The sequence below is a fragment of the Glutamicibacter sp. AOP5-A2-18 genome (genome assembly GCF_052446055.1).
Lineage (GTDB): Bacteria > Actinomycetota > Actinomycetes > Actinomycetales > Micrococcaceae > Glutamicibacter.
The window spans coordinates 1125238-1151127 of the sequence record NZ_JBQSVW010000001.1 but is presented as its reverse complement, the minus strand read 5'-3'; the positions used below and the strand labels follow the sequence as shown (position 1 = coordinate 1151127).

At 58.4% G+C, this 25890-nt stretch carries 17 protein-coding genes and 2 rRNA genes; 3 read left to right on the top strand and 16 right to left on the bottom strand.

Annotation, left to right across the window (positions count from 1 at the left end; all coding sequences use genetic code 11):
• Positions 1–59: 59 nt before the first annotated feature.
• The 7 genes from ACT3RW_RS05520 to ACT3RW_RS05490 all read right to left on the bottom strand — a co-directional run bounded on the left by ACT3RW_RS05520 (position 60) and on the right by ACT3RW_RS05490 (position 12393).
• Positions 60–3195: ribosomal RNA gene (locus ACT3RW_RS05520) — 23S ribosomal RNA — on the bottom strand.
• 676 nt (positions 3196–3871) lie between these two features.
• Positions 3872–5397 (bottom strand): 16S ribosomal RNA (locus tag ACT3RW_RS05515).
• Together the 16S and 23S rRNA genes form the textbook arrangement of a ribosomal RNA operon.
• A gap of 523 nt (positions 5398–5920) precedes the next feature.
• Complete coding sequence (gene tyrS / locus ACT3RW_RS05510) at positions 5921–7240, bottom strand: tyrosine--tRNA ligase (RefSeq protein WP_131089879.1); 1320 nt, start codon at positions 7238–7240, stop codon at positions 5921–5923.
• 189 nt (positions 7241–7429) lie between these two features.
• Positions 7430–9679 (bottom strand): HelD family protein, encoded by a 2250-nt coding sequence (locus ACT3RW_RS05505; protein ID WP_131089880.1) that lies wholly within the window; start codon positions 9677–9679, stop codon positions 7430–7432.
• Between the two features lie 202 nt (positions 9680–9881).
• On the bottom strand, positions 9882–10415 hold the full coding sequence (locus ACT3RW_RS05500) for an adenine phosphoribosyltransferase (protein ID WP_396267936.1): 534 nt from the start codon (positions 10413–10415) through the stop codon (positions 9882–9884).
• Between the two features lie 80 nt (positions 10416–10495).
• Positions 10496–11476, bottom strand: coding sequence for an aldo/keto reductase (locus ACT3RW_RS05495; protein WP_444613091.1), 981 nt, complete (start codon positions 11474–11476; stop codon positions 10496–10498).
• An 80-nt stretch (positions 11477–11556) separates the two neighbouring features.
• Entirely contained in the window at positions 11557–12393 is an 837-nt protein-coding gene (locus ACT3RW_RS05490) for an SDR family NAD(P)-dependent oxidoreductase (protein ID WP_444613090.1), read from the bottom strand.
• A gap of 146 nt (positions 12394–12539) precedes the next feature.
• Between ACT3RW_RS05490 and ACT3RW_RS05485 the strand changes: the two genes are divergently transcribed.
• A complete protein-coding gene (locus tag ACT3RW_RS05485; RefSeq protein WP_444613089.1) occupies positions 12540–13448 on the top strand; it encodes a helix-turn-helix domain-containing protein in 909 nt (302 codons plus the stop codon).
• A 67-nt stretch (positions 13449–13515) separates the two neighbouring features.
• Here ACT3RW_RS05485 and ACT3RW_RS05480 read toward each other — a convergent pair whose 3' ends face one another.
• Positions 13516–14256, bottom strand: coding sequence for a maleylpyruvate isomerase family mycothiol-dependent enzyme (locus ACT3RW_RS05480; RefSeq protein ID WP_444613088.1), 741 nt, complete (start codon positions 14254–14256; stop codon positions 13516–13518).
• A gap of 147 nt (positions 14257–14403) precedes the next feature.
• Positions 14404–15822 (bottom strand): argininosuccinate lyase, encoded by a 1419-nt coding sequence (gene argH, locus ACT3RW_RS05475; RefSeq protein WP_444613087.1) that lies wholly within the window; start codon positions 15820–15822, stop codon positions 14404–14406.
• Between the two features lie 217 nt (positions 15823–16039).
• On the opposite strand from argH, the gene ACT3RW_RS05470 reads away from it, so the two are divergent.
• Positions 16040–16591: a macro domain-containing protein gene (locus ACT3RW_RS05470; RefSeq protein WP_444613086.1), complete on the top strand. Its 552-nt coding sequence runs from the start codon at positions 16040–16042 to the stop codon at positions 16589–16591.
• A 110-nt stretch (positions 16592–16701) separates the two neighbouring features.
• Here ACT3RW_RS05470 and ACT3RW_RS05465 read toward each other — a convergent pair whose 3' ends face one another.
• From ACT3RW_RS05465 to argC, 7 genes are all read right to left on the bottom strand, one after another.
• Positions 16702–18564 (bottom strand): HNH endonuclease signature motif containing protein, encoded by a 1863-nt coding sequence (locus ACT3RW_RS05465; RefSeq protein WP_444613085.1) that lies wholly within the window; start codon positions 18562–18564, stop codon positions 16702–16704.
• A 130-nt stretch (positions 18565–18694) separates the two neighbouring features.
• A complete protein-coding gene (locus ACT3RW_RS05460; RefSeq protein WP_131089888.1) occupies positions 18695–19198 on the bottom strand; it encodes an arginine repressor in 504 nt (167 codons plus the stop codon).
• A 4-nt stretch (positions 19199–19202) separates the two neighbouring features.
• The gene (gene argF, locus ACT3RW_RS05455; protein ID WP_444613084.1) at positions 19203–20162 is read right to left on the bottom strand and encodes an ornithine carbamoyltransferase; all 960 of its coding nucleotides are present in this window, start codon (positions 20160–20162) and stop codon (positions 19203–19205) included.
• Positions 20163–20192: 30 nt separating this feature from the next.
• Entirely contained in the window at positions 20193–21449 is a 1257-nt protein-coding gene (locus ACT3RW_RS05450) for an acetylornithine transaminase (protein WP_444613083.1), read from the bottom strand.
• Complete coding sequence (gene argB / locus ACT3RW_RS05445) at positions 21446–22384, bottom strand: acetylglutamate kinase (RefSeq protein WP_444613082.1); 939 nt, start codon at positions 22382–22384, stop codon at positions 21446–21448. Before argB ends, ACT3RW_RS05450 begins: the two co-directional genes overlap by 4 nt.
• Before the next feature lie 11 nt (positions 22385–22395).
• Complete coding sequence (argJ, locus tag ACT3RW_RS05440) at positions 22396–23610, bottom strand: bifunctional glutamate N-acetyltransferase/amino-acid acetyltransferase ArgJ (protein ID WP_444613081.1); 1215 nt, start codon at positions 23608–23610, stop codon at positions 22396–22398.
• Positions 23607–24638 carry an N-acetyl-gamma-glutamyl-phosphate reductase gene (gene argC, locus ACT3RW_RS05435; protein ID WP_444613080.1) on the bottom strand — a complete coding sequence of 344 codons (1032 nt, stop codon included), beginning with the start codon at positions 24636–24638 and terminating at the stop codon, positions 23607–23609. Before argC ends, argJ begins: the two co-directional genes overlap by 4 nt.
• Before the next feature lie 179 nt (positions 24639–24817).
• On the opposite strand from argC, the gene ACT3RW_RS05430 reads away from it, so the two are divergent.
• Positions 24818–25786, top strand: a complete 969-nt coding sequence (locus tag ACT3RW_RS05430) for a quinone oxidoreductase family protein (RefSeq protein ID WP_444613079.1) — start codon at positions 24818–24820, stop codon at positions 25784–25786.
• Positions 25787–25890: the final 104 nt, after the last annotated feature.

The window sequence follows — 25890 nt, the reverse complement described above, 5'->3', positions numbered from 1 at the left end:
GTAACCGCATAGTGAACGCGAACAGCAATGATCTTATTAGTCATTATTGTATATATTGTGTGTTGAAAGTCATCGGCCTATTAGTACAGGTCAGCTACACAAGTCTTTAGTCCTTGCTTCCACATCCTGCCTATCAACCCAGTGGTCTAGCTGGGGGCCTCACACACTCAAGGTGCATGGAAATCTCATCTCGAAGCAGGCTTCCCGCTTAGATGCTTTCAGCGGTTATCCCTTCCCAACGTAGCTAATCAGCGATGCACTTGGCAGTACAACTGACACACCAGAGGTTAGTCCGTCCCGGTCCTCTCGTACTAAGGACAGCCCTTCTCAAATTTCCAACGCGCGCAGCGGATAGGGACCGAACTGTCTCACGACGTTCTAAACCCAGCTCGCGTACCGCTTTAATGGGCGAACAGCCCAACCCTTGGGACCTACTCCAGCCCCAGGATGCGACGAGCCGACATCGAGGTGCCAAACCATGCCGTCGATATGGACTCTTGGGCAAGATCAGCCTGTTATCCCCGAGGTACCTTTTATCCGTTGAGCGACGGCCCTTCCACGAGGTGCCGCCGGATCACTAGTCCCGACTTTCGTCCCTGCTCGAGCTGTCACTCTCACAGTCAAGCTCCCTTGTGCACTTACACTCGACACCTGATTGCCAACCAGGCTGAGGGAACCTTTGGGCGCCTCCGTTACATTTTAGGAGGCAACCGCCCCAGTTAAACTACCCATCAGGCACTGTCCCTGAACCAGATCATGGTCCGAAGTTAGGTGACCGGTACAGCCAGAGTGGTATTTCAACGATGACTCCACCTGAACTAGCGTCCAAGCTTCACAGTCTCCCACCTATCCTACACAAGCTGCACCGAACACCAATACCAAACTATAGTAAAGGTCTCGGGGTCTTTCCGTCCTGCTGCGCGTAACGAGCATCTTTACTCGTACTGCAATTTCGCCGAGTTCATGGTTGAGACAGCGGGGAAGTCGTTACTCCATTCGTGCAGGTCGGAACTTACCCGACAAGGAATTTCGCTACCTTAGGATGGTTATAGTTACCACCGCCGTTTACTGGGGCTTAAATTCTCAGCTTCGCAACAAGTTGCTAACCGGTCCTCTTAACCTTCCAGCACCGGGCAGGAGTCAGTCCGTATACATCGTCTTGCGACTTCGCACGGACCTGTGTTTTTAGTAAACAGTCGCTTCCCCCTGGTCTCTGCGGCCCACACCCGCTCACAACTGCAAGAGCTGATCACGGGGCAGGCCCCCCTTCTTCCGAAGTTACGGGGGCATTTTGCCGAGTTCCTTAACCATGATTCTCTCGATCGCCTTAGTATTCTCTACCTGATCACCTGTGTCGGTTTGGGGTACGGGCGGCTAGGACCTCGCGCCGATGCTTTTCTAGGCAGCATAGGATCACCGAATCACCCACCAAAGTGGGCGCCTATCAGGTCTCAGACATCATGAACCGCGGATTTACCTACGACTCGTCCTACACCCTTGGACCAGGTCAATTCCATTGCCTGGCTCGGCTACCTTCCTGCGTCACACCTGTTAATACGCTGACCTCACTGCATCGGTTCCCACCACATCAACCAACAAAAACACCCGAAGGCATCAACAGTTGGAATCCATCATGGTTAGCATCAACAGCTCAGTATGGGCGGTCCTTCGCCGGTACGGGAATATCAACCCGTTATCCATCGACTACGCCTGTCGGCCTCGCCTTAGGCCCCGACTAACCCAGGGCAGATTAGCTTAACCCTGGAACCCTTGATCATTCGGCGGACGGGTTTCTCACCCGTCATTCGCTACTCATGCCTGCATTCTCACTCGTATAGCGTCCACCGCTGGTTTACACCGCGACTTCACCCGCTATACGACGCTCCCCTACCCATCCAAACGCCCAATCCGAAGACCAAGCAAATATTTGAATGACGCAACTTCGGCGGTGTGCTTGAGCCCCGCTACATTATCGGCGCGGAATCACTTGACCAGTGAGCTATTACGCACTCTTTCAAGGGTGGCTGCTTCTAAGCCAACCTCCTGGTTGTCAAAGCAACTCCACATCCTTTCCCACTTAGCACACGCTTAGGGGCCTTAGTTGGCGTTCTGGGCTGTTTCCCTCTCGACTATGAAGCTTATCCCCCACAGTCTCACTGCTACGCTCTCACTTACCGGCATTCGGAGTTTGGCTAACGTCAGTAACCTTGTAGGGCCCATTAGCTATCCAGTAGCTCTACCTCCGGTAAGAAACACGTAACGCTGCACCTAAATGCATTTCGGGGAGAACCAGCTATCACGAAGTTTGATTGGCCTTTCACCCCTACCCACAGCTCATCCCCTCCATTTTCAACTGAAGTGGGTTCGGTCCTCCACACGCTCTTACACGCGCTTCAACCTGGCCATGGGTAGATCACTTCGCTTCGGGTCTAGATCACGCCACTCAAACGCCCTATTCAGACTCGCTTTCGCTACGGCTTCCCCACACGGGTTAACCTCGCGACGTAACACTAACTCGCAGGCTCATTCTTCAAAAGGCACGCCATCACCCAGGAACAAGTCCCAGGCTCTAACGGATTGTAAGCGCACGGTTTCAGGTACTATTTCACTCCCCTCCCGGGGTACTTTTCACCATTCCCTCACGGTACTGATTCACTATCGGTCATCAAGTAGTATTCAGGCTTACCAGGTGGTCCTGGCAGATTCACACAAGGTTTCACGGGCCCCGTGCTACTCGGGTATCAACACTAGAACGGCAGACACGCATTACACCTACGGGACTATCACCCTCTATGGTCCGGCATTCCAACCGATTCACCTATACGCCTGCACCTCATCCCACCAGCAAGATAGCGCTGGTACATGTCAACCCCACAACCCCGATGATGCAACGCCTATCCGCTATCACACACCAACCGGTTTAGCCCCATCCGCGTTCGCTCGCCACTACTAACGGAATCACTATTGTTTTCTCTTCCTGCGGGTACTGAGATGTTTCACTTCCCCGCGTTCCCTCCACACAGCCTATACATTCAGCTGCAGGTCACACCACATAACATGGTGCGGGGTTCCCCCATTCGGAAATCCTGGTCTCAACGTCCGGTTATCGACTCCACCAGGCTTATCGCAGATTCCCACGTCCTTCATCGGCTCTTGATGCCAAGGCATCCACCGTGCGCCCTTAAAAACTTCAACACAAAACAAAGTTCTCAGAATTGAGCAATAAAACAATCTAACAAAATCACACAGACAAGACTCAAACACCCTACAACCCAAGGAAAAAGGGTCATAAGACTCATCTCATCTGCAAGATGCTCGCGTTCACTATACAGTTCCCAAACAACAACCCCACACCCCCACAAACACACCCACCAACAACAACCCAAAAGGACTATTGCTCGTACCGAGCATGCCTGCAGCAAACACAGGACAAACACCGAAACACCAAGAACCCCGCCACCCAAGAAGACAATCAACCAACCATCACAACACCAACCCCAAAAGGCCAGCACCACAACACTTGATCAAATCATCCACCAGGGACGGAGGCTTGTTGCCTCAAAACCCAACAGCATGCCAAACCATACAAACCACACACCATCAACACCCACATTCCAACACCACCACCACACACCAACAAACCCACCCAAAAGGACGGATTCACTCATGTGAAGTAACAATGCGTACTCGCAAGCACCAACACCATACAGCCACAGCCAATACCCCGACACACACCCCAACCACTCATAATGAGGACCAGCGTGCGCACGTTTTCCAGTATTGAGTTCATTGATATTCCACCCATGAGCAACCCACCCGTACAACACTCGTGCACAGACATGGGCAACCATAATAATGGTTAGCTCCTTAGAAAGGAGGTGATCCAGCCGCACCTTCCGGTACGGCTACCTTGTTACGACTTAGTCCCAATCGCCAGTCCCACCTTCGACGACTCCCCCCACACAAGGTGGTTAGGCCATCGGCTTCGGGTGTTACCAACTTTCGTGACTTGACGGGCGGTGTGTACAAGGCCCGGGAACGTATTCACCGCAGCGTTGCTGATCTGCGATTACTAGCGACTCCGACTTCATGGGGTCGAGTTGCAGACCCCAATCCGAACTGAGACCGGCTTTTAGGGATTAGCTCCACCTCACAGTATCGCAACCCATTGTACCGGCCATTGTAGCATGCGTGAAGCCCAAGACATAAGGGGCATGATGATTTGACGTCATCCCCACCTTCCTCCGAGTTGACCCCGGCAGTCTCCCATGAGTCCCCACCACTACGTGCTGGCAACATGGAACGAGGGTTGCGCTCGTTGCGGGACTTAACCCAACATCTCACGACACGAGCTGACGACAACCATGCACCACCTGTGAACCAGCCCCGAAGGGAAACCCCATCTCTGAGGCGGTCTGGCACATGTCAAGCCTTGGTAAGGTTCTTCGCGTTGCATCGAATTAATCCGCATGCTCCGCCGCTTGTGCGGGCCCCCGTCAATTCCTTTGAGTTTTAGCCTTGCGGCCGTACTCCCCAGGCGGGGCACTTAATGCGTTAGCTACGGCGCGGAAAACGTGGAATGTCCCCCACACCTAGTGCCCAACGTTTACGGCATGGACTACCAGGGTATCTAATCCTGTTCGCTCCCCATGCTTTCGCTCCTCAGCGTCAGTAAATGCCCAGAGACCTGCCTTCGCCATCGGTGTTCCTCCTGATATCTGCGCATTTCACCGCTACACCAGGAATTCCAGTCTCCCCTACATCACTCTAGTCTGCCCGTACCCACCGCAGATCCGAGGTTGAGCCTCGGACTTTCACGGCAGACGCGACAAACCGCCTACGAGCTCTTTACGCCCAATAAATCCGGATAACGCTTGCGCCCTACGTATTACCGCGGCTGCTGGCACGTAGTTAGCCGGCGCTTCTTCTGCAGGTACCGTCACTTTCGCTTCTTCCCTACTGAAAGAGGTTTACAACCCGAAGGCCGTCATCCCTCACGCGGCGTCGCTGCATCAGGCTTTCGCCCATTGTGCAATATTCCCCACTGCTGCCTCCCGTAGGAGTCTGGGCCGTGTCTCAGTCCCAGTGTGGCCGGTCACCCTCTCAGGCCGGCTACCCGTCGTCGCCTTGGTGAGCCATTACCTCACCAACAAGCTGATAGGCCGCGAGTCCATCCCCCACCGATAAATCTTTCAACAACCCACCATGCGGTAAGAAGTCATATCCGGTATTAGACCCAGTTTCCCGGGCTTATCCCAAAGTCGGGGGCAGGTTACTCACGTGTTACTCACCCGTTCGCCACTAATCACCCGTGCAAGCACGGGGTCATCGTTCGACTTGCATGTGTTAAGCACGCCGCCAGCGTTCATCCTGAGCCAGGATCAAACTCTCCATAAAAAAATAAAAAGCCATCAGCAACCCCTCGGAAAATAAGGGCGAAACCAATGAAGTCCTGGCGAATAAAAAACACTCAAGAACATCACACGGGGGTGCAATGCCTCAAGCAAATGTTATGTATTCACCAAATAAAATAAATATTCGGTATCAACAAACTTGGCACACTATTGAGTTCTCAAACAACAAACACTCTCGACACCACAACCACCATTTCTCAGTGACTGCTTCGCTCCGGAGCAACTTTTCAAGCTTACCACCGCGTCAACCAAAGTCAACTCGATGTTTCCAGCTTGTTTACCCCACTGTTTCATTCAGGCCTTTTCGGCCCGTCCGGATCAGCGGCGCGAGATAAGACTCTACACGGATTCCCACCCGGCGCAAAATCGGCTTCCGTGTCGTATTTAGTGGCCTATTCCCACTCCGACTAGTGCTTTTAGTATCCATGTACAACAAAACCACCAAAAAAGTGTGCTGCTTCACAACATTTTCTGGTGGTTTCGTGTAATACGGGTCCGGCTGAGGGTTACTTGCTCAGTTCAACAACAGCCATGTTCTTCTTACCGCGGCGCACAATTGCGTAACGACCGTGGAGGAAGTCCGACTCGCTAAGTACGGAGTCGATACCTTCAACCTTTTCGTTATTCACGTAGGCGCCGCCTTCGCTGACAGTGCGTCGAGCCTCCGACTGAGACTTACTCAGTCCCGAAGCAACCAGCACGTTGAGGATGCCAAGATCCTCGGCACGCACCTGGGCAGTTGGGAGTTCTGCGATGACGGATTCAAGCGTTGGCAAATCGATCGCGCTCAGATCGCCATTGCCAAAGACCGCAGCCGAAGCAGCAATAACTTGCTCGGTAGCCTGTTCGCCGTGCACCAAGGAAGTGACTTCCCAAGCAAGGGTGCGCTGGGCAACCCGCTTGAACGGACGCTCGGCGATTTCAACCTCTAGGGCTTCGATCTGCTCGCGAGTTAAGAAGGTGAAGACCTTGAGGCGATTAGCCACATCGGCGTCTGCAGTATTCAACCAGAACTGGTAGAAGGTGTACGGGCTGCACATTTGAGCATCCAGCCAGATGGCATTGCCCTCGGACTTACCGAACTTGGTGCCATCCGAGTTGGTGATCAGCGGAGTGCCGTAGGCGAACGCGGAGTTGCCAGTGACCTTGCGGATGAGCTCGGTGCCGCTGGTGAGGTTGCCCCACTGATCTGAGCCGCCGGTCTGCAAGGTGCAACCGTACTGACGGTTTAGCTCCAGGTAGTCGTAGCCCTGCAGGACCTGATAGGAGAATTCGGTGTAGCTGATGCCCTCATCGGAGTTCAGGCGTGCGGCCACGATCTCCTTTTTGATCATCGTGCCCACACGGAAGTACTTGCCAACATCGCGTAGGAAGTCCAGGGCCGAGAGTCCGGAGGTCCAATCCAAGTTGTTCACCAGCTGGACCGCGTTATCCCCCTCGTTGGAAAGGAAACGCGATACCTGGGCTTGGAGCTTGGCGACCCATTCGTTCACGGTCTCTTTGGTGTTGAGGGTGCGCTCTGCGGTTTGACGCGGATCGCCGATCAAACCGGTGGAACCGCCCACCAAAGCCAGCGGCTTGTGCCCCGCGAGCTGCAAACGGCGCATGTTCAGTAGCTGAACCAGGTTGCCCAAGTGCAGGGACGGAGCGGTGGGGTCAAACCCGCAATAGTAGGTCACGGTCTGTTCGGACAGGGCACGCTCCAGCTCGGTTTCGTCGGTGGATACGTGCACTAGGCCGCGCCACTTCAGTTCCTGCCAGACGTTCTGGAAAGATGCATCATTCTTCTGTCCGGCAATCACCGGATTCTGCTTAGTTTCAGACATGCTCTCTGTGACCAATTTTCGCTCTTCGTTCTGCCCCTAGTACGCGTGGATAATTCACGCGCACTTGCTCTCGCGCCGCGGTTGGGGTTGCCCACCAGCGCACAACTTCCAGATTATCGCTTGGCAACACACAAGTGCCAGTTGCCTTGCCCGTCGATAATCAACAATTCGATACTCAACAACTCGCTCCTAGGCGCGCAATCCCTGCGGTAGCTCTTGGCTGTGGACCACGTGCAAGCGTTGGGTGGTACGGGTCATGGCTACATAGAGATCGCCCACGCCACCATCAACTTCCGCGACCAGCTGGGCCGGCTCGAGAATCAACACACCATCAAACTCAAGGCCCTTGGACTCGCGCGCGGTGATCACCACAATGTCTTGGCTCAAACCACCCGAACCGGTTCCCACACGATCGCCATATTTATTGCTGACCGCCTGGCGCATGCGGGCCAAATGCTGTTGTGGAACGATCACGGCCTGCAAGCCACCAGCCGAATACGTCAACTCCTGCGCCAAGGCCTCAAGGACGGTGGATTCCAGATTTTCCTCGGTGCTTTGTGTGAGCACCGGTGGCCAGTCCCCCTCACGCACGGCTTGCGGGGTGGTGATGTGTAGGCCAGCTGCTTGGGCCACTCGAACTGCCGCGTCCGCGATCTGCGCCGGCGTACGGTAGTTCACGCTCAACTCTTCAAGATTAAAGCGATCTGCGAAGAACGGCTTCAGCGCTTGGGCCCAACTGCTCGCACCGGAAGCAGCTGAAGTTTGCGCAATGTCGCCCACAATGGTGAAGGACTTCATCGGGCATCGACGCACCAACAAACGCCACTGCATGGGCGAAAGTTCCTGCGCCTCATCAACAACAATATGTCCGTAGGCCCAGGTGCGATCGGCCACTGCACGTTCGGCAGCCGAAAGCTTCGCTGCGGTTTCCTGGTTGACCCCGGCGACCTGTTCGGCGGTAATCACCCCGTCGATCCCGGCGTTCTCCAACATCGTATGCATATTGGTCAACGCGGCCTTCGCGTTCTCAATATCCGCCTCGTATTGGGCGGTGTGGGCAGCGATATTGGGGTCCGCAAATTCGCCGAGCAGCTGCGCGGCTTCATCAAGCAGCGGCACATCAGCCTCGGTGAAAGGTGAACCGGCCCGACGGTACAGTGCGTCGCGCTCGGCTTCCTTCAAATGCGGTGCGGCGGCTTCTAACAGGTGCGGGTTGGCAAAAAGTTCGCTCACCAGCTGCGAAGGAGTCATCGGCATCCAGCATAGGTTGAGCACAATGCGCACGTCGTAGGCTTCGCGCACTTCCTGCGGCAGGTAGGAACGATCCGTGGTCGAGGACTGACCGGCCGATTCCTCCAGTTTGCGACGCAGCTGCTCCGCGAGATCCCCAACAAGGACCTTGGTGAAAGTTTCGCGCGCCTCGTTGTACGGCTTATGTGTGTGGCGCGCGCGTTCCCGAGCGTTGCGCACCATCTTCGGGGTCAGCGTCAGGCGGGTGCCTTCAACCACCACGGTGCGGTTCTGATCAATGAGGCGCTGACGGTTACGGACCGCGGCGGCGATGACCTTGGCCATGGACAGCTGGCCTTTAAGTCGCGCGACGGTGCGGTTGGTTTCCGGGATCGCATGCAGGCCGTAGTACAGGTCGCCCACCGAGGACATGACCACGCCGGTCTCACCAAGGGAGGGCAGCACACGCTCGATGTAGCGCATGAAGGAATTTGATGGGCCGACGATCAGCACACCAGCATTTTTGAGTCGTTCGCGGTATTCGTAGAGCAAAAACGCGGCACGGTGCAGGGCGACCGCGGTTTTACCGGTACCCGGTCCGCCCTGAACTACCACGGCGCCGGGCAGCTGGGCGCGAATGATCGCGTCCTGTTCGGCCTGAATGGTACCGACGATGTCTCCCATGCGACCGGTGCGCTTTTCACGCAGCGCCGCCATCAGCGCACCCTCGCCGTGATGGGTGTGTCCCTCATCCAGCCAGGTTTCATCAAGTACGTCGTCTTCAATCCCTGCGACACCACGGCCCTTGAGCATCAGGTGGCGGCGGCGGCGTACCCCGCGCGGGTTCAGTGCGGTGGCCTGATAAAACGGGGCGGCCTCGGTGGCGCGCCAGTCGATCATCATCCGGTTCAGTTCTTCGTCGGACAGACCGATACGCCCGATGTAGCGCGGTGTTTGTTCGTCGCCGGCCATATCAAGACGGCCAAAGACCAGGCGATCCTGCACGGCGTCTAATTGGGCGATCCGGTCCTCGTACAACGTGGCAAAGGAGTCGCGTTCGGACATATTTTGGAATGTGCCGATGGCGCCCTGGGCTCGGGTGCGTTCAAGCTGCTCAACCTTCTCGGCGCGCAACTCATCAAGTCGCGCATACAGCCGGCCCACATAGTCGGATTCAGCTAACAAGTCGCGTTCGATCGTCTCGGTCAACCTAGTTCCCCTCGCGCTTAAAATCTGCTCCTGCGCAAAAACACAGGACAGATAATGATACGCGCCTAAGGTGGCTCGGAACGAATCCTCGCGGACCCTAGGCGTCATCTACTTAGTGTGTGCACCAACGCGGTTTCCCGGCGCCAAGATCACGCCCGGAATTTGGTGGCTCAGAGCATTGGTAGCCCAGAGCATTGGTAGCTCAGACCAGTTGCAGGCTGCGCACGTCGTAACCGGACAGGTTTTTGCGCCCTGCAAGTTCCTCAAGTTCCAAGATGACGCCGACACCTGCGACGACGCCTCCGGCACGTTCGATCAATCGGGCCGAGGAACCAACCGTGCCGCCGGTGGCCAGCACGTCGTCCAGCACTAATACTCGGGTGCCCGGTGCGATCTCGTCCTTATGGATTTCCAGCGAGGCGGACCCATATTCCAGGGTGTAGTCGTCGCGGAATACCTCACGCGGTAACTTGCCCGCCTTACGAATGGTCAACATGCCCTTGCCCGATGCGTAGGCTGCCGCCGCGGCCAGCACAAAACCACGTGCTTCCAGCCCAGCCACAATGTCGTAGCTGCCAGCGAACGGCGCGATCAGTTCATCAACGAGGCGTCGTAGTCCGATCGGATCGGCAAATACTGGGGTGAGGTCCTTAAAGGAGATACCTGGCTGTGGGTAATCGGGCACTACCGCGCACAGTCGATCCAGCAGGTCTGTAATGCTCTCGTTATTAGTCACGCATAAGATTTTAGTTCCTTGAGCGTGGTACTCCCAACCGGAGCATTTTTCTTGCCCCTGCGCGCGGGCTCCGCGCTGGCTCACTGGTCGATCGAGGACATGTTGTTATCGTCATGGCGGGCTCCGGCCGCCGGTTCTAGCGCGTTGAGGCGTGCAAGCTGCCCGGCGCTCAGGCGCACCTCTGCGGCGGCCGTATTTTCTTCAACTCGGCTCATGCGTCGGGTTCCGGGGATCGGAGCGATGTCATTTCCTTGCGAGAGTAGCCAGGCCAGTGCCGTTTGGGCTGGCGTCGCACCAATTTCCGCACCAATTTTGCGCACTTCGTCAACGATCGCCAGGTTTTTCTGGAAGTTCTCCGCGAGGAATCGCGGATTGGTTTTGCGCCAATCATCGTCGGCAAAATCATCCACAGTGCGAATAGAACCGGTCAGCAAACCATGGCCGAGCGGAGAATATGGAACCAGCCCGATACCAAGTTCGCGCAGCACCGGCAGTAGTTGTGCTTCAACATCACGGGTCCACAACGAGTATTCGGTTTGCAGCGCCGAGACCGGCTGCACTGCATGCGCCCGGCGAATTGTCTGCACCGACGCTTCCGAGAGCCCAAAGTGGCGCACTTTACCTTCGGCGATGAGCTCGGCGACGGCTGAAGCGGTCTGTTCGATCGGTGTATTGGGATCTACCCGGTGCTGATAGTAGAGATCGAGGTAGTCGGTACCCAGCCGTTGTAGCGATCCCTCTACCGCACGACGCACGTTGGCCGGCGAGCTGTCGATCGTGCCCGGCCCACCGCCGGCATGTGACACCAGCCCGAATTTTGTGGCCAAAACTACCTTGTCGCGACGCCCTTTGAGAGCTTGCCCAACAATTTTCTCACTCAAGTATGGTCCATAAATTTCGGCGGTGTCTAGGTGCGTGACCCCAAGGTCTAGGGCACGGTGAATGGTGCGGATGGACTGGGCATGATCCAGCTGGCCCTCACTGGTGTAGGTGCCGGCCATGGTCATGGCACCAAGGCCAATTTGTGAGACCTCTAGGTCCCCCAATTGTGCGGTTAACATGAGTGCAACTTCCTGTTCTGAGATGTTCTGGGGTGCTAAAAATTACTGGCTGCGCCGTGATGTACCGGCGGATCGAAGTCTTAATCCTCTAGATCCATGGCAGATGAGAGTTCACGATGGGCATCTACCTGAGCCAGGAGCTGCTGTGCCTTCTGCTCTGCGCCGGCGACGATGTCCGCGCCGGCCACAAATCGCTGCGGAGGTGTTGGCAGCGCCGCCAAAGTCACCAAGGCTTGACCCAACTTGGCAGGATCGCCTCCCTGCTTTCCGTTCATGGCCTTCCACGCGGCGATCGTTGAACTGGTTCGTTCCTGATAGTCGCTAATCGACAGTTCAGGCCAGATCGATGAGGCGCCTTCCACTAGCAGTTCGGTGCGGAAGAAACCTGGCTCAACAACGGTGGTCCCGATACCGTAGGGGGCAAGATCAAAGTGCAGGGATTCCATCCAGCCTTCCAGCGCAAACTTCGAGGCTGCGTAGGCGGCACAGAATTCTTGTCCGATCAGCCCGGCGGCCGAGGTGATAGTGAAAATGTGACCGCTGCGCTGGGCGCGCATGGTGGGCAGAATGGCGCGGGTGACGTTCAGCGGACCAAAAAAGTTGGTTTCCATTTGCAGGCGCATCTGCCGGTCGCTGATTTCTTCAAAATATCCGGCGTAGAAGTTACCGGCGTTATTCACCAACACGTCGATGCTTCCAAAATGTTCTACGGCTGCTTCTGCCGCGGCCACCGCAGCTTCGGCGTTGGTGATGTCTAGTGAGAGTGGCAAAAGGTGTTTGTGCTCGCCCAGTGCAGCGGTGACTTTTTTGGCGTCGCGGGCGGTGCCCACCACGCGGTGTCCGGCGTTCAGTGCCGCCTTGGCCAGTTCGATGCCCATGCCGCGGGCTGCTCCGGTGATAAACCAAACGTTGCTCATAATGGTGCCTTTCGTTGTGCAATACCTTGAGGTTCAAGGCTCGATGCATCAATTCAATCGTCGGCCGAAGCGCTGAGCCAGACCCTGATTATGGGTTCCCCAGCAGGGCACCTTGAGCGCGTGAGTGGTGCTGTATCGTCGAAAATATGGACCACCAGGATGACCTCAGCCAGTTCCTCATTTCGCGCCGCGCCAAGTTGAACCTGCAACAAGTTGGGCTGCCCGATTACGGTGGACGCCGACGCGTTCCGGGCTTGCGCCGCGAAGAAGTGGCCCTTTTGGCGGGCATGAGTGCCGAGTATTACAAGCGCCTAGAGCGAGGTAATGCCAAGGGAGTCTCCGAATCGGTGATCAACGGCATCAGCCGGGCCCTGCAACTTAATTCAGCTGAGCACTCCCATTTGCTCGATCTGGTTCGCGCAGTGAATGTGGGAGCCAGTTCGCAGCGTCGAGCTGCGCCACGCAAAACTCAGCTGAGCGCCGACGTGCTCCAGACGATTAGCGCGATGTCGACGGTCCCGGTTTTTGTGCAAAATGGTCGGCTGGACGCGATCGCCACCAACGATCTTGGTCGCGCGTTATTTTCACCCATGTTCCAGGACCAATCGCAACCGGTGAATGCTGCGCGCTTTATTTTTCTCGATCCGAAAGCTCAAGAGTTTTACCGGGATTGGGAAGCAAACGCGCACCAGATTGTGGCACTTCTGCGTGCCGAAGCTGGTCGTTCGCCCTATGACCGGCAATTAAGCGATCTGGTTGGCGAGCTGTCCACCCGTAGTAACTTTTTTGGCAAATTGTGGGGCGCTCATGATGTGCGCGAGCACCGCACCGGAACCAAGAGCGTTCATCATCCCTTGGTCGGCGATCTGGATCTGACCTATGTGGGGGTGGACTTGTCGGTGGACCGTGGGAACCAGATGCTAATTTTCTCCGCCGAACCTGGCTCCGCTTCGCATGATGGACTGCAGATTTTGGCGCAGTGGACCAGAACTGCACCCGCTCAGTCGCCCGTCGACAAACTGGCGCATCACTCCGAGACACGTCGAGATAGTTAAACGCGAGGCCTTAATGTTGGTGGGGATCAGGATCGGCAGCATACTCAGGTCATGTGCCGTGCCGGATCTAACGAGGCAATAGCCGATCGCTAGGCCATGGGAGCAAGGTCGGGAATTCGGCGCCGTCGGCTGCGGCCGTAGCCCGCACCACACCGCCCGCCGGTCGTCCGGCCAACCATGCGGCCAGGTCAAAATCGGTTCCTTCCAACACCCACGAATGTGGTCCGTCGCCGAGCACCAGAGGCTTTTTCCCCAGTGGTTGCAACACGATTCGATCGGTTGGCCGAACACGCGCACCGAGGGCACGCAACAGGTGCTCGGAAAATTCCTGTGGCCAGCTGGCCGCCGGGCGTAGCTGCGCGTCCAGATCGGTCGCGTGGATGAGCATCTCACGCCAGATTGCGTACATCATGTCGACGACCTTGGCCCCGGGACGGTAACCGACCGGTTCATCCCAGCGTTCACGTGCTTCGGGGAGCACGGCGCGCAATTCATCCAGCGAAGTGGCCACAAGTTCGCGTAGCTTTTCCGGACGCAGTAAGGCCACCATGTTGATGGCTTCGGTCCGGCCGGTTGTTCCCCCGTCGTACATTTGAGGCAGCTGCGCTTGTCCGGCGTGGACAAATTGTCGATGCGCGGCCTGCGCGAGTGAGTGCAGGTGCGCCACGAGCTGCGCGGTGCTCCATCCGGGCAACGAGCTTGGCTTGGCGAAAACTTCGTCCGGCAGCCCGGCCAGCTGGGCCTGCAATTCACCTAAGGCGGAGGTTACCTGCTTGATCAGTTCACCCGGAGGAAGTTCATATGTCATGGTACACACTCTAGCGTTGGTGCGGGTCGAACAAAAGCCGTCTCACCTCGGTGCAAGCCCCGCGCGCTGAGGGCAGAAAAAGACCACGGTCGACGCGGCCACACATTTGTGGTGATGCGTCGACCGTGGTCGTTGAGCGCTAACGGGTTACTGGTTAACCCACGCGCGGATCTCTTCAAGCTGGCGCTCGAACTCAACTAGCTGCGCTGCCACGGCGCTCGGCGCGGTGCCGCCCTGGCCGTTGCGGGCGTTCAGCGAACCCTCGGTGGAGAGTACCTCGCGTACCGCCGGGGTCAGGTGCTCGGAGATGCCGGCGTACTCTTCGTCGGTGAGGTCCCAGAGTTCCACACCACGGGATTCTGCCAGCTGAACCGCGGCGCCGGAAAGCTCGTGGGCGTCCCGGAACGGCACACCCTGACGAACCAGCCATTCGGCAATATCAGTAGCCAAAGCGAAGCCTTGGGGTGCCAGTTCGGCCATACGCTCGGTGTTGAAGGTCAGCGTTCCTATCATTCCCGCCACAGCCGGCAACAGAATTTCCAAGGTATCCGCCGCGTCAAAGACCGGCTCCTTGTCTTCCTGCAGGTCGCGGTTGTAAGCCAATGGCAGGGCCTTGAGTGTTGCCAGCAGGCCGGTCAGATCGCCGATCAAACGTCCAGCCTTACCGCGAGCCAGCTCAGCGATATCTGGATTTTTCTTCTGCGGCATGATCGATGAACCGGTGGAGAAGGAATCGTGCAGCTTCACGAAGCTAAATTCCTTGGTGGCCCAGAGGATGACCTCCTCGGAGACGCGCGAAAGATCCACACCGATCATCGCAGCGATCCACGAGAACTCGGCAAACACGTCGCGGGCCGCGGTGCCGTCGATGGAGTTATGTACGGCCGAGTCAAAGCCCAATTCTGCGGCCACAAAATTCGGGTCAAGACCTAGGGTTTGGCCGGCTAGTGCGCCCGAGCCATAGGGTGAAACGGCCGCGCGCTTATCCCAATCGACCAGTCGCTGCACATCGCGCAGCAGTGGCCACGAGTAGGCCAGCAAAAGGTGCGAGAGCAGGATCGGCTGGGCGTGCTGCAGGTGGGTGCGGCCAGGCATCGGCGCATAAGGATGCGCTTTAACCTGCTGAACCATGGCATCAAGCGTGTCGATGACGCCCGTGGCGATGATGCGGGCGTGATCGCGCAAGAACATCCGGCCGAGGGTGGCGATCTGGTCGTTGCGGGATCGTCCGGCGCGTAGCTTTCCACCCAATTGGGTGCCTGCGCGTTCGAGCAATCCGCGTTCCAAGGAACCGTGGACGTCTTCGTCGGACTCAGCGGCTACGTAGGCCTTGGATAAAACGTCGGCCTCAAGCTGATCTAGAGCTGCGATCATGTCTTTGAGTTCAGCATCGGTGAGCAGGCCGGCGCGGTTCAGGACTTTTGCGTGGGCGCGGGAACCGGCAATGTCGTAGCTGGCTAGGCGCCAGTCGAAATGGGTGGACTTGCTCAGCGCTGCCATTGCATCCGCTGGGCCGCCGGAGAACCGACCGCCCCAGAGCGATCCTTCATTAGTTGACGAGGCCATGGCCTGTTCCTTTCTGCCGGTAAAAAATTGCACTGCACCCCACTCTAGCAAAGTTTTATGCAATGTTGCTCATAAATATTCACTGTTGCGTTGAATCATGCAGCCTCGCTTAGGGCAGGACACACAGGAAACTCGAAATTTAATCTCTTCCAGTCCACGTCGCCCGGGCGTATGGTGATGACCATAACCGAATCGGAACTACCTTCGGAGGTACGAAATGGAAATCCAGTTGTACCGGGGCGACATCACCACCCTGCACGTTGATGCCATTGTGAACGCGGCCAACCCATCGTTGTTGGGCGGTGGAGGTGTTGATGGAGCGATTCATGACGCCGCCGGGCCCGGCCTGCTCGCCGCATGTCGCGAAGTTCGCGCCCAGCGCTATCCCGATGGGATTCCCTCGGGAACTGCTGTGGCTACCAAGGCCGGTGATCTGCACGCCAAATGGGTCATCCATACCGCAGCGCCGAACCTGGCACTGATCAAACCAAATCCGAAAATTCTCAACGACTGCTTTGTGAACTCGTTGTACGTGGCCGCACGCCACGACGCGCATTCCATCGCTTTCCCGGCGATCGGGGCCGGGGCCTTCGGCTGGGATCCGCAACAGGTTGCCGACATTGCCTTTGAGGCAATCTCGCGGTGGATCGACACCAACAAACATATTTCGCCGATCCATAAGATCGTGTTGGTCGCCCACACCGATGAAGTTCAGGTCGCTTTTGAGCGGGCCTTCTCGTTGGATGCGGTAGCCGAATTGGCAGCCTAAGCCGAGAGACAAAAACTGCCACGTTGTTCGCACAGTGTTTCACTGATCGAACAACGTGGCAGTTTTTTGTGTGGTTTTGCGGGTTGGTGGGGCTTGGGTATTATTCGGGTTTAGGTGCGCGCGAAGTAGGTATTGCGCCGTGGGACCTGCTCGGGATCCAAATGTTTGGGCAGGATGACGTAGGGCAGACCCTTAATCTTGACCAGCTTCAGGTATCCGCTATGAACCATGACGTGGTGCTTTGTGCACAAGGGACAGCAGTCTTGTAACCGCGTGTGCCCGCCTTTGGCCCAAGGCGTGTAGTGGTGGAACTCCAACAACGCAGGTTCTGTGGTGCAGCCTGGTACCAGGCAGCCACCATCGCGGTCCCGGGCGGCCAACTTCATCCACCGTGGGAAGAGCCGGGCGTCGCGACCGATATCCATGATGACCCCGTCGGCGTTGTAAATCGGGCTGAGCACCTTAGCTTCGCACAGCATGGTGCGCAGTTCGGGCCCGCTGAGTTTGACCCCATGGGCGGTAATCCCCTGCAGGGACGCCAAATCACACAGGTCAGCGTAGTTTGCATGCACCACAATTTCCGGGGTCACGCGTTTGCCGGCGCTGTCGGGGTCGACATTTCGAAGCACCGCGTTCAGCGCGTTGAGTCTGCGCTCGGGAATGCTGCACGTTGAGGGCATCGTCGGCAAGGCTTTGTTTGGTGCGGGTGGAGCCAACGGATCAGGTGGATCGGGTGGTTCCGGCGGGTCTTCGTTGGGCGGGTGCGCAGCGTCGCTGCGGGCCCAGTCAGGAATCGGGTCATCACTGTGCCAGAGTGGGTCGATTGCCTCATCCGCATCGTCGGGGCGTTGCTCGTTGGTGCTTTCGTCGCCCGTCTTTTCCTCGTTGGTGTTTTTCTCGTCAGTCTTTTCCTCCGGATCCGCTTTGCCGGTGGCCGAAGTGGAATCTGATGAACCTGCGGAAGAGGCGTTAGCGGAAGAGGTGGAAGCATCGACGGCTTGACGGGCGGCGGCGCCAGCCTGGGTGCGCTTGTTGTCCGCCTGAGCGATCAACGATTCCCAGACCTCTGCATCAAGCGAGCGGACGCGGACGATAAATTCGTGGACCCCATTGATCACCGGGCCGCGAAAGAGCCCCAGCTTGGGAGCTTTTGTTTCGCCGTGTGCGTCCTTGTACGCCTTGACCAAAGAATTCAACTGCTTCTGGCGGGTGCGGACCTGCTGGATATTCAGGTGCTCAGCGGCATGAACTTCGAGCAGGACGCCGTCCGGTGCGGTGGCGGTAGCCGAGGTAGGACTGCCATCGAAGGTGGTGTCTGCGGGTTCAAATTTGTCGAGCGCGCGGGCAATTTTGAGCACTTCGCGTGGATCAGCCAGCTGGTGCAGATCTGGCAAACTCCACCCCTGAGCAGAGCCGGAAGATGACGATGCGGCAGAATCCGCAGTGAGGTCAGGATCCGAAGTGGCTGCGTGATGGAAATGCTCGGCCAACAAGGTGAACCGTGGGGCGCAGGCGGCGCCGGAGATATCGGCGCGGGCGTGGACCAAATGTGCGTCGCTGATCCGGCGGGCGGCCTCAAAATAGTTCAGGTCCAGCACGCTGGCTAGGGTCTCCGCCGCGTCCTGGTAGAGGGTGCGGCCTGGGGCAAAAACCGGTTCGGCGCTGAAATCTGTGACGCCGGCGCGCAGGTCGTCGAATTCATTCACGTGCAGGGCATGCGCGGCGGTGGTTTCCACGGTGCTGGCCGCGGCTATGCTGGCGCGTGTGGCCTGCCGGCTCAACGCTTCGGCCAGTTGTGCGTGGGCCACGGCAACGCGTGGATCGGCGATGGAAGATGCCTGGGTGCTCAGGTTTTGGACCAGTTCCAGGCACAGTGTTTCGGCGTGCAGCAGCTGCGCCGGCTCCAGCGTGATGCCCGAGGCCAGCGCCGAAGCGACCTCGGTCAGCGCACTGGTAACACTGTTTTTGTCCATGGGTTGATGATGCGCCGATCGGGCGGTTAACAACGCAGGCCGCCGCGCACTGTGGAAAAGTGCGTGGCGGCCTGGGCTAGCCGAAGCGGGCGCGTGGAAGCGGCGTGTGGAAGCGGCGTGTGGAAGCGGGTTAGCGCGGTTCGGCCAGTGCGAGGAAGCGGGCAGCCACCTCGGCTCCCCCATCCACGTCGCGGGTGGTGACCATGATGGTGTCATCTCCCGCGATGCAGCCCAAAATGAGCGGCATCTGCGAGTGGTCGATGGCCAGGGCCAGCAGATTCGCCGCGCCGGGCGGGGTGCGCAGCACCACGATGTTCCCGGAGGCTTCGGCGGTGACGAGCTGCTCGGCGCAAATCTTGGCCAGGCGCGCGTCGAGCACTTCCTGGGTAATCGCGGTCTGCGGGGAACGATCCCCACCTTCTTGGCGGACCGCGTAAATCAGCTGGCCGGAGTGGTCGCGGATGCGCACCGCGCCGATTTCCACCAGATCACGCGAAAGCGTGGCCTGGGTGACTTCCAGCCCGTCGTCCTTGAGCAGCCCGAGTAGCTCGGCCTGTGATTTGACCGAGTTGTTGCCCAAAAATGCGCGGATGCGGGCCTGTCGAGCGGTTTTGGTGCTTGGCTGCGAGGACATTTTTTTACAGCTCCACTCGGGGATCTTGGGCCAGGCCGGAAGCGACCATAAGCCAGGTCATGACGGCCTTTTGGGCGTGCACGCGGTTTTCGGCTTCGTCAAAAACTACCGACTGTGGGCCGTCAATGACCTCGGCGGAAATTTCGTAGCCGCGGTAGGCAGGAAGGCAATGGAGTACGATCGCATCCGCCTTGGCCAGCTTCATCGCCTCGGAGGTGACCGAGTAGTCGGTGAACAGCTTCAGGCGCGCTTCCTTCTCATCTTCCTGGCCCATGGAAACCCAGGTGTCGGTGACCACCACATCGGCGTCCTTCAGTGCGGCGGCAGCGTCGGTGGTGATGGTGACCGATCCCCCGGTGAGTTTCGCCCGCTCTTGTGCGGCGGCGACGATCGATTCGGCAGGCAGGTAGACTTCGGGGCCGGCAATGCGCACATGCATGCCGGCGGTGACACCAGCAAGCAGGTAGGAGTTGGCCATATTGTTGGCCGAGTCGCCCAGGTAGCTCATGGTCAGACCTTGGGTGGCGCCCTTGTGCTCGCGCACGGTGAGCAGATCGGCGATCAACTGGCACGGGTGGTAGTCATCGCTCAGCGCGTTGATGACCGGCACGGATGAGTTTGCCGCCATTTCTTCCAGGCCAGACTGGGCGTAGGTGCGCCACACGATGGTGGAGACCATACGTTCGAGCACCATGGCGGAGTCGGCGATGGACTCCTTATGGCCCAGCTGGGATTCGCCGGAGTTGATGATCAGCGGGGAGCCGCCCAGTTCGGCGATGCCGGCGTGGAAGGAAACGCGGGTGCGGGTGCTGGTCTTGTCAAAAAAGACCGCGACGGTCTGCGGGCCAGCGTATGGCTGGTAGCCGTACTTGTCGGCCTTCATCGCAGCGGCCAGATCAAGCACCTTGGACTGTTCGTCGGCGGTGAAATCCAGGTCGGTCAAAAAGTGGCGGGTTGTGCTCATCAGTTTGTTCCTTAAAATTTGTGCGAAGTTTTAGGCGGCGGCGATCAGCTGTGGCAGCGCCTGCAAGAAGCTGCCCAGCTGCTCTTCGGTGATCACCAGTGGCGGGGCCAGACGGATGGTGAACTCATCGGTGGCGTTGATGATAAATCCGGCATCTAGCGCCGCGGTCACCAGTGCCGGGGCGTTGGCCTCGGTAAGCTCAAAGGCGGTGAGCATCCCTGCCCCGCGCACCTGTCCCACGCCGGTGATCCCGGCGAGCTGTTGACGCAGCCACTGACCATTTTCTCGAACCTGTTTAAGCAGGTTCTGGGATTCGATGGTGTGGATGACCGCCAGGCCCGCCGCGCAGGCTACCGGGTTACCACCAAAGGTGGTGCCGTGATCGCCCGGGGTTAGGCGTCCGGTATTTTCTTCACCAAAGACGATCATCGCGCCGATCGGGAAGCCGCCGCCCAGACCCTTGGCCAAGGTCATCACGTCGGGAATGACCGGTGCCGAGGCGAAGAATGCGCCGGTGCGCCCCATGCCGGTTTGCACCTCGTCGAAGACCAGCAAGGCGCCAGCCTTGCGGGTAATGTCCCGGGCTGCCTGCAGGTACTGAGCCGAGAGCATTTTCACTCCGGCCTCACCCTGAATCGGCTCGATGAACACCGCCGAGACAGTTTCGTCCACTGCCTCACGCAGCGCCTCGATATCGCCGGCTGGAATCCAGGTGACGTTTTCGGGTAGCGGAGCGAAAGGAGCCCGGTACTTTTCCTTATAGGTCAGCGACAGTGCACCTAGGGTGCGGCCGTGGAAGGCGTGTTCTAGGGCGATCACCCGGGTACGCGGGGTATCGGCGGTGCCAGCGTTGCGCCGGGTCAGCTTCAGGGCCGCCTCGTTGGCTTCGGTTCCGGAGTTGGCGAAGAAGACTTTGGAACCTGCCGGTGCGGCAGAGATTTCCAGTAGCTTTTCGGCCAGCGCGATCTGGCTCGGGGAAGTGAAGAAGTTCGACACGTGCCCCAAGGTAGCCAGCTGGCTGGTGATCACGGAGGTCAGCAGCGGGTTGGCATGCCCTAGGGTATTCACCGCGATCCCACCGAGCAGGTCCAGGTACTGGTTGCCGTCAGCATCCCACACATGGCAGCCAGCACCACGCACGAGTACACGCTGCGGGGTGCCAAAAACGCCAAGTAGCGAGGTCGCGTAGCGCTCGGAAAGAGCCGCCGAAGAAAGCTGGGTTAATTGCGCCACCTCATCGATGGCCACATCGGTAGCGCTGTTGGTGTGCGTGGATTGCTCGCTCACAAGTTGTCCTTTGCGTGGGTGATTACCCCCGGGAGCACCTGGGTGCCCACACCGGCGGTGGTGAAGATTTCTAGCAGCATGGAGTGCGGGACTCGACCGTCCACGATGTGCGCTTGGCCCACGCCTTCATCGACGGCTTTCAGGCAGGCACCCATTTTGGGGATCATGCCCGATTCCAGATTTGGCAGCATGCCGCGCAGCTCATCGTTGGTGATGGAACTGATCAGCGAGGACTTGTCCGGCCAGGCCGCGTACAACCCTTCCACATCGGTGAGGATCACCAGTTTGGTGGCGCCCAGCGCGGTGGCTAGGGCGGCCGCGGCGGTATCGGCGTTAACGTTGAGCACCGCACCGGTTGGATCGCCATTGTCATCAAATTCCGGGGCGACGGTGGAAATCACCGGGATCATGCCGGCGTCCACCAGTGAGTCAACCTGATCGGTGCGCACGCGCGTGACCTCACCAACCAAACCCAAATCCACCGGCAATCCGTCAACGATGGTGCCGGTCCGCACGGCCTGCAAGGTGGCGCCGTCCTCGCCGGACATGCCCACCGAGTAAGGTCCGTGGGAGTTGATGAGCCCCACCAGATCGCGCTGCACCTGGCCGGTGAGCACCATACGAACCACGTCCATGGCCTCGGGCGTGGTCACCCGCAGTCCCCCGCGGAATTCCGACTTGATGCCCAAAGTATCAAGCATCTTATTGATCTGCGGTCCGCCTCCGTGCACCACCACCGGATTGATTCCGGCATGCCGCAAGAAGACGATGTCCTCGGCGAAGGCACGTCGCAGCTCATCGTTGACCATCGCATTGCCACCGTATTTGATGACCATGGTGGTTCCGGCAAAGCGCTGGATCCACGGCAGTGCTTCAATGAGCGCTTCGGCTTTGGATTGGGCGGAATCCAGGTTGGTGCGGATGCTTTGAGCCATGTGGATCGTTCCTAGCTGGAGTAGGCGGAGTTTTCGTGGACGTAGTCGTGGGTCAGGTCGTTGGTCAGCACGGTGGCTTCCTCACTGCCTGCGTTCAGATCGATCTCGATGGACACGTTGCGCTCTTCAAGAGAGACCAGATTTCGATCTTCGCCCACCCCGCCGTTTTTGCAGACCATCACGCCGTTGATCGAGACGTTAAGCTGATCTGGTTCAAAGGCGGCCTTGGTGGTGCCAACCTCGGAGAGCACACGGCCCCAGTTAGGGTCTTTGCCAAACACTGCGGTCTTGACCAGGTTGGAGCGGGATACGGCCTTGGACACTTCCAGGGCGTCGGCTTCACTGGCGGCATTGTAGGTGCGGATCGCGATGGTGTGATCGGCCCCCTCGGCGTCTTCGATCAGCATCGCGGCCAGTTCGCAGCAGGCGTCGGTCAGTGCTGCAGTGAATTCGCCCAAGTCCGGGGTGGTGCCCGAGGCACCGGAGGCCAGCAGCAACACGGTGTCGTTGGTGGACATGCAGCCATCGGAGTCGGCACGGTCAAAGCTCATCGCAGTGGCTACGCGCAGAGCCTGATCGGCCTGATCGGAAGAAAGCACCGCATCGGTGGTGAGAACAACCAGCATGGTGGCAAGCGCCGGGGCGAGCATGCCCGCGCCCTTGGCCATACCGCCGATGACCACTTGGCCACTTGCAGCATCCCCCACCGTGCGCGAAACTAACTTCGGCACGGTATCGGTGGTCATAATTCCGGCTGCAGCCTGATCGGCGGCATTCTGGTCGGTAGCCAACACATCCGCGGCGGCTTTCACCCCGGGAAGCAGCTTATCCATGGGAAGCTGCATGCCGATCAGGCCGGTGGAGGCCACTGCGACATCCCCTGCGGAGACCGAGAGCAGTTCAGCGACGTATTCGGCACTCTGGTGGGTATTGCCAAAACCTTCGGCGCCGGTGCAGGCATTGGCTCCGCCGGAGTTCAGCAGCACCGCATCAATTCGACCATCAGCCAAGACCTGCTTGGACCAGTGCACTGGGGCGGCGGCCACACGGTTGGAGGTGAAGACACCCGCGGCGTTAAAGTTTGGACCAAGGTTTTTGACCAGAACAACGTCGTTCTTGCCGGTGGACTTCAGACCTGCTGGTACCCCGGCAGCGCTGAATCCGGCCGGTGCGGTGACACCTAGAGTTGGTGCCGAAGGATAGGTATTGGTGTGGGCGAGACTCACGGTGCAACTCCTTGCATGAGCAATCCGGTATTTTCTGGCAAGCCCAGGGCGATGTTCATGGACTGAACTGCGGCTCCTGCGGTGCCTTTGGTGAGGTTATCGAGCGCGGCGGTGACAATCACACGGTTGGCGTGCGTATCAAAGGCCAGCTGTAGCTGAACGTGGTTGGAGCCTTGGACCGCGCCGGTAGTCGGCCACTGGCCCTCGGGTAGCAGGTGCACAAATTGCTCGTTGGCGTACGCTTGTTCCCAAGCGGTGCGCAATTGCGCTTCAGTGACTCCGGCTTTCACCTTGGCGGTGGCGGTGGTCAAAATTCCGCGTGGCATCGGTGCCAGCGTTGGGGTGAAAGACACGGTGACCTCTTCGCCGGCCAGCTTGGAGAAGCCCTGTTCCATTTCCGGGATATGGCGGTGGATGCCACCAACACCGTAGGTGCTCATCGAGCCCATCACTTCGCTACCCAAGAGGTTTGGCTTCAGCGATTTGCCGGCTCCCGAGGTTCCGGAAGCGGAGACGATGACCACGTCATCTGACTCGAGCAGCCCGGCCGCGAAGCCCGGTGCAAGGGCGAGCTGACCGCCGGTTGGGTAACAGCCTGGTACGGCTACGCGCTTGGTGCCCACCAGTTTTTCACGCTGGCCAGGTAGTTCGGGCAGCCCATATGGCCAGAAGCCTGCGTGTTCGGAGCCGTAGAACTTTTCCCAGGCGGCTGCTGATTCAAGGCGGTGATCTGCCCCGGCATCAATGACCAAGGTGTTTTCGGGTAGCGCTGCGGCCACGGCGCCGGAGGCACCGTGTGGCAGGGCCAGGAATACTACGTCATGCCCTGCGAGGTTTTCTACCGAGGTTTCTACCAAGACTCGATCGGCGAGCGCATGCAGATGCGGCGCGATCGAGCCGAGTCGCTGCCCGGCTTGGGAGTGCGCGGTGATTGCGCCAATCTCTACTTCTGGATGGGCCGCAAGGATGCGAAGGACCTCACCGCCGGCGTATCCGCTGGCGCCGGAGACAGCTACTGAAATCGTCATGACTAGATTCTATCGCGAAATATTCACCCACGCTAATAAATATTCATAAAATTCTTCGTCACGTAACCCGACATCCTGCGAAGCTGTCCCCACCATGAAGAGCAAAGTCCTAAACTGGCCGTAGAGACCCCGCCGGAACACCCCCCCCGGGACATTGAGAATTTCAGGAGTAATGCAACATGGAGCAACAAGCCATTGCAATTAACGAACCAACCGACGCCAACGGACTGAAGCTAACTCAAATCCCAGTTCCGTCCCCGGGTGCTGGCCAGCTCCTTGTCAGGATCGCGGCGACCGGCGTGAACTTCATCGAGACCTACCAACGCAGCGGCATTTACACCGTGGACTACCCATTTGTGCCCGGCTCAGAATTCTCTGGCGTAGTTGAGCAGATTGGTGAAGGCGTACAGAACTTCAAGATCGGCGATCGCGTAGCAACGGCCTCCGGAGAAGCGGGCTACTCGCAGTATGCATTGGTGGATGCCGCGCTTACCGGCAAGGTCCCGGACGCGGTGGACTTACATGTCGCTGCGGCCCTTCCCCTACAGGGCATGACCGCTCACTATCTGGTCCACTCCAGCTACATGGTTCACAACGGCGACGTTATCCTCACCTATGCCGGTGCCGGTGGAGTAGGCCTGATCCTCACCCAGCTACTCAAACTCAAGGGTGCCACCGTTATCACCACCGCATCCACCCAGGAAAAGAAGGATCTGGCTAAGGCAGCCGGGGCAGACTACGTGGTCGATTACGACCAGGTGGCCCAAACCGTTGACAAAGTCACCGGCGGCAAGGGAGTTAACGCGGTCTATGACGGTATCGGCAAAGACACCTTTGATACGTCGCTGGCAGCCTTGCGCCGCCGTGGCACGCTAGTTCTCTTTGGTGGCGCCAGCGGTCAGGTCCCACCTTTTGATATCCAGCGATTGAATGCCGGCGGTTCGTTGACCGTGACACGTCCAAAGCTTGTGGACTTCTTGACCTCGCAGCAGGAGATGCACTGGCGCTTCGGCGACATGGTTGGTTGGGTAGCCAGCGGAAAGATTGATGTGCGCATCGGTGCACAGTATCCGCTGACCGAGGCAGCCGCGGCGCATACTGCCTTGGAATCTCGATCCACCACTGGCAAAGTCATCCTGTTGCCGTAAGTACCAGCGATAAGGCCTGAGAAGCAATAAAACCCATTGCTTCGAAGGCCTTTCGCGTAGCAGAAGTGAATCCTTTGAGAGATAGCCGACAGTTCAAGCAAGTC

What these genes read in the sequence shown, in the direction of transcription:
- ACT3RW_RS05470 (WP_444613086.1), top strand. Translation starts at nt 16,040, where the DNA reads ATGGAAATCCAGTTGTACCGGGGCGACATCACCACCCTGCACGTTGAT.
- ACT3RW_RS05495 (WP_444613091.1), bottom strand. Translation starts at nt 11,476, where the DNA reads ATGTTAACCGCACAATTGGGGGACCTAGAGGTCTCACAAATTGGCCTT.
- ACT3RW_RS05465 (WP_444613085.1), bottom strand. Translation starts at nt 18,564, where the DNA reads ATGGACAAAAACAGTGTTACCAGTGCGCTGACCGAGGTCGCTTCGGCG.
- argF (WP_444613084.1), bottom strand. Translation starts at nt 20,162, where the DNA reads ATGAGCACAACCCGCCACTTTTTGACCGACCTGGATTTCACCGCCGAC.
- argC (WP_444613080.1), bottom strand. Translation starts at nt 24,638, where the DNA reads ATGACGATTTCAGTAGCTGTCTCCGGCGCCAGCGGATACGCCGGCGGT.
- ACT3RW_RS05460 (WP_131089888.1), bottom strand. Translation starts at nt 19,198, where the DNA reads ATGTCCTCGCAGCCAAGCACCAAAACCGCTCGACAGGCCCGCATCCGC.
- ACT3RW_RS05485 (WP_444613089.1), top strand. Translation starts at nt 12,540, where the DNA reads ATGGACCACCAGGATGACCTCAGCCAGTTCCTCATTTCGCGCCGCGCC.
- argH (WP_444613087.1), bottom strand. Translation starts at nt 15,822, where the DNA reads ATGGCCTCGTCAACTAATGAAGGATCGCTCTGGGGCGGTCGGTTCTCC.
- argB (WP_444613082.1), bottom strand. Translation starts at nt 22,384, where the DNA reads ATGGCTCAAAGCATCCGCACCAACCTGGATTCCGCCCAATCCAAAGCC.
- tyrS (WP_131089879.1), bottom strand. Translation starts at nt 7,240, where the DNA reads ATGTCTGAAACTAAGCAGAATCCGGTGATTGCCGGACAGAAGAATGAT.
- ACT3RW_RS05490 (WP_444613090.1), bottom strand. Translation starts at nt 12,393, where the DNA reads ATGAGCAACGTTTGGTTTATCACCGGAGCAGCCCGCGGCATGGGCATC.
- ACT3RW_RS05480 (WP_444613088.1), bottom strand. Translation starts at nt 14,256, where the DNA reads ATGACATATGAACTTCCTCCGGGTGAACTGATCAAGCAGGTAACCTCC.
- ACT3RW_RS05430 (WP_444613079.1), top strand. Translation starts at nt 24,818, where the DNA reads ATGGAGCAACAAGCCATTGCAATTAACGAACCAACCGACGCCAACGGA.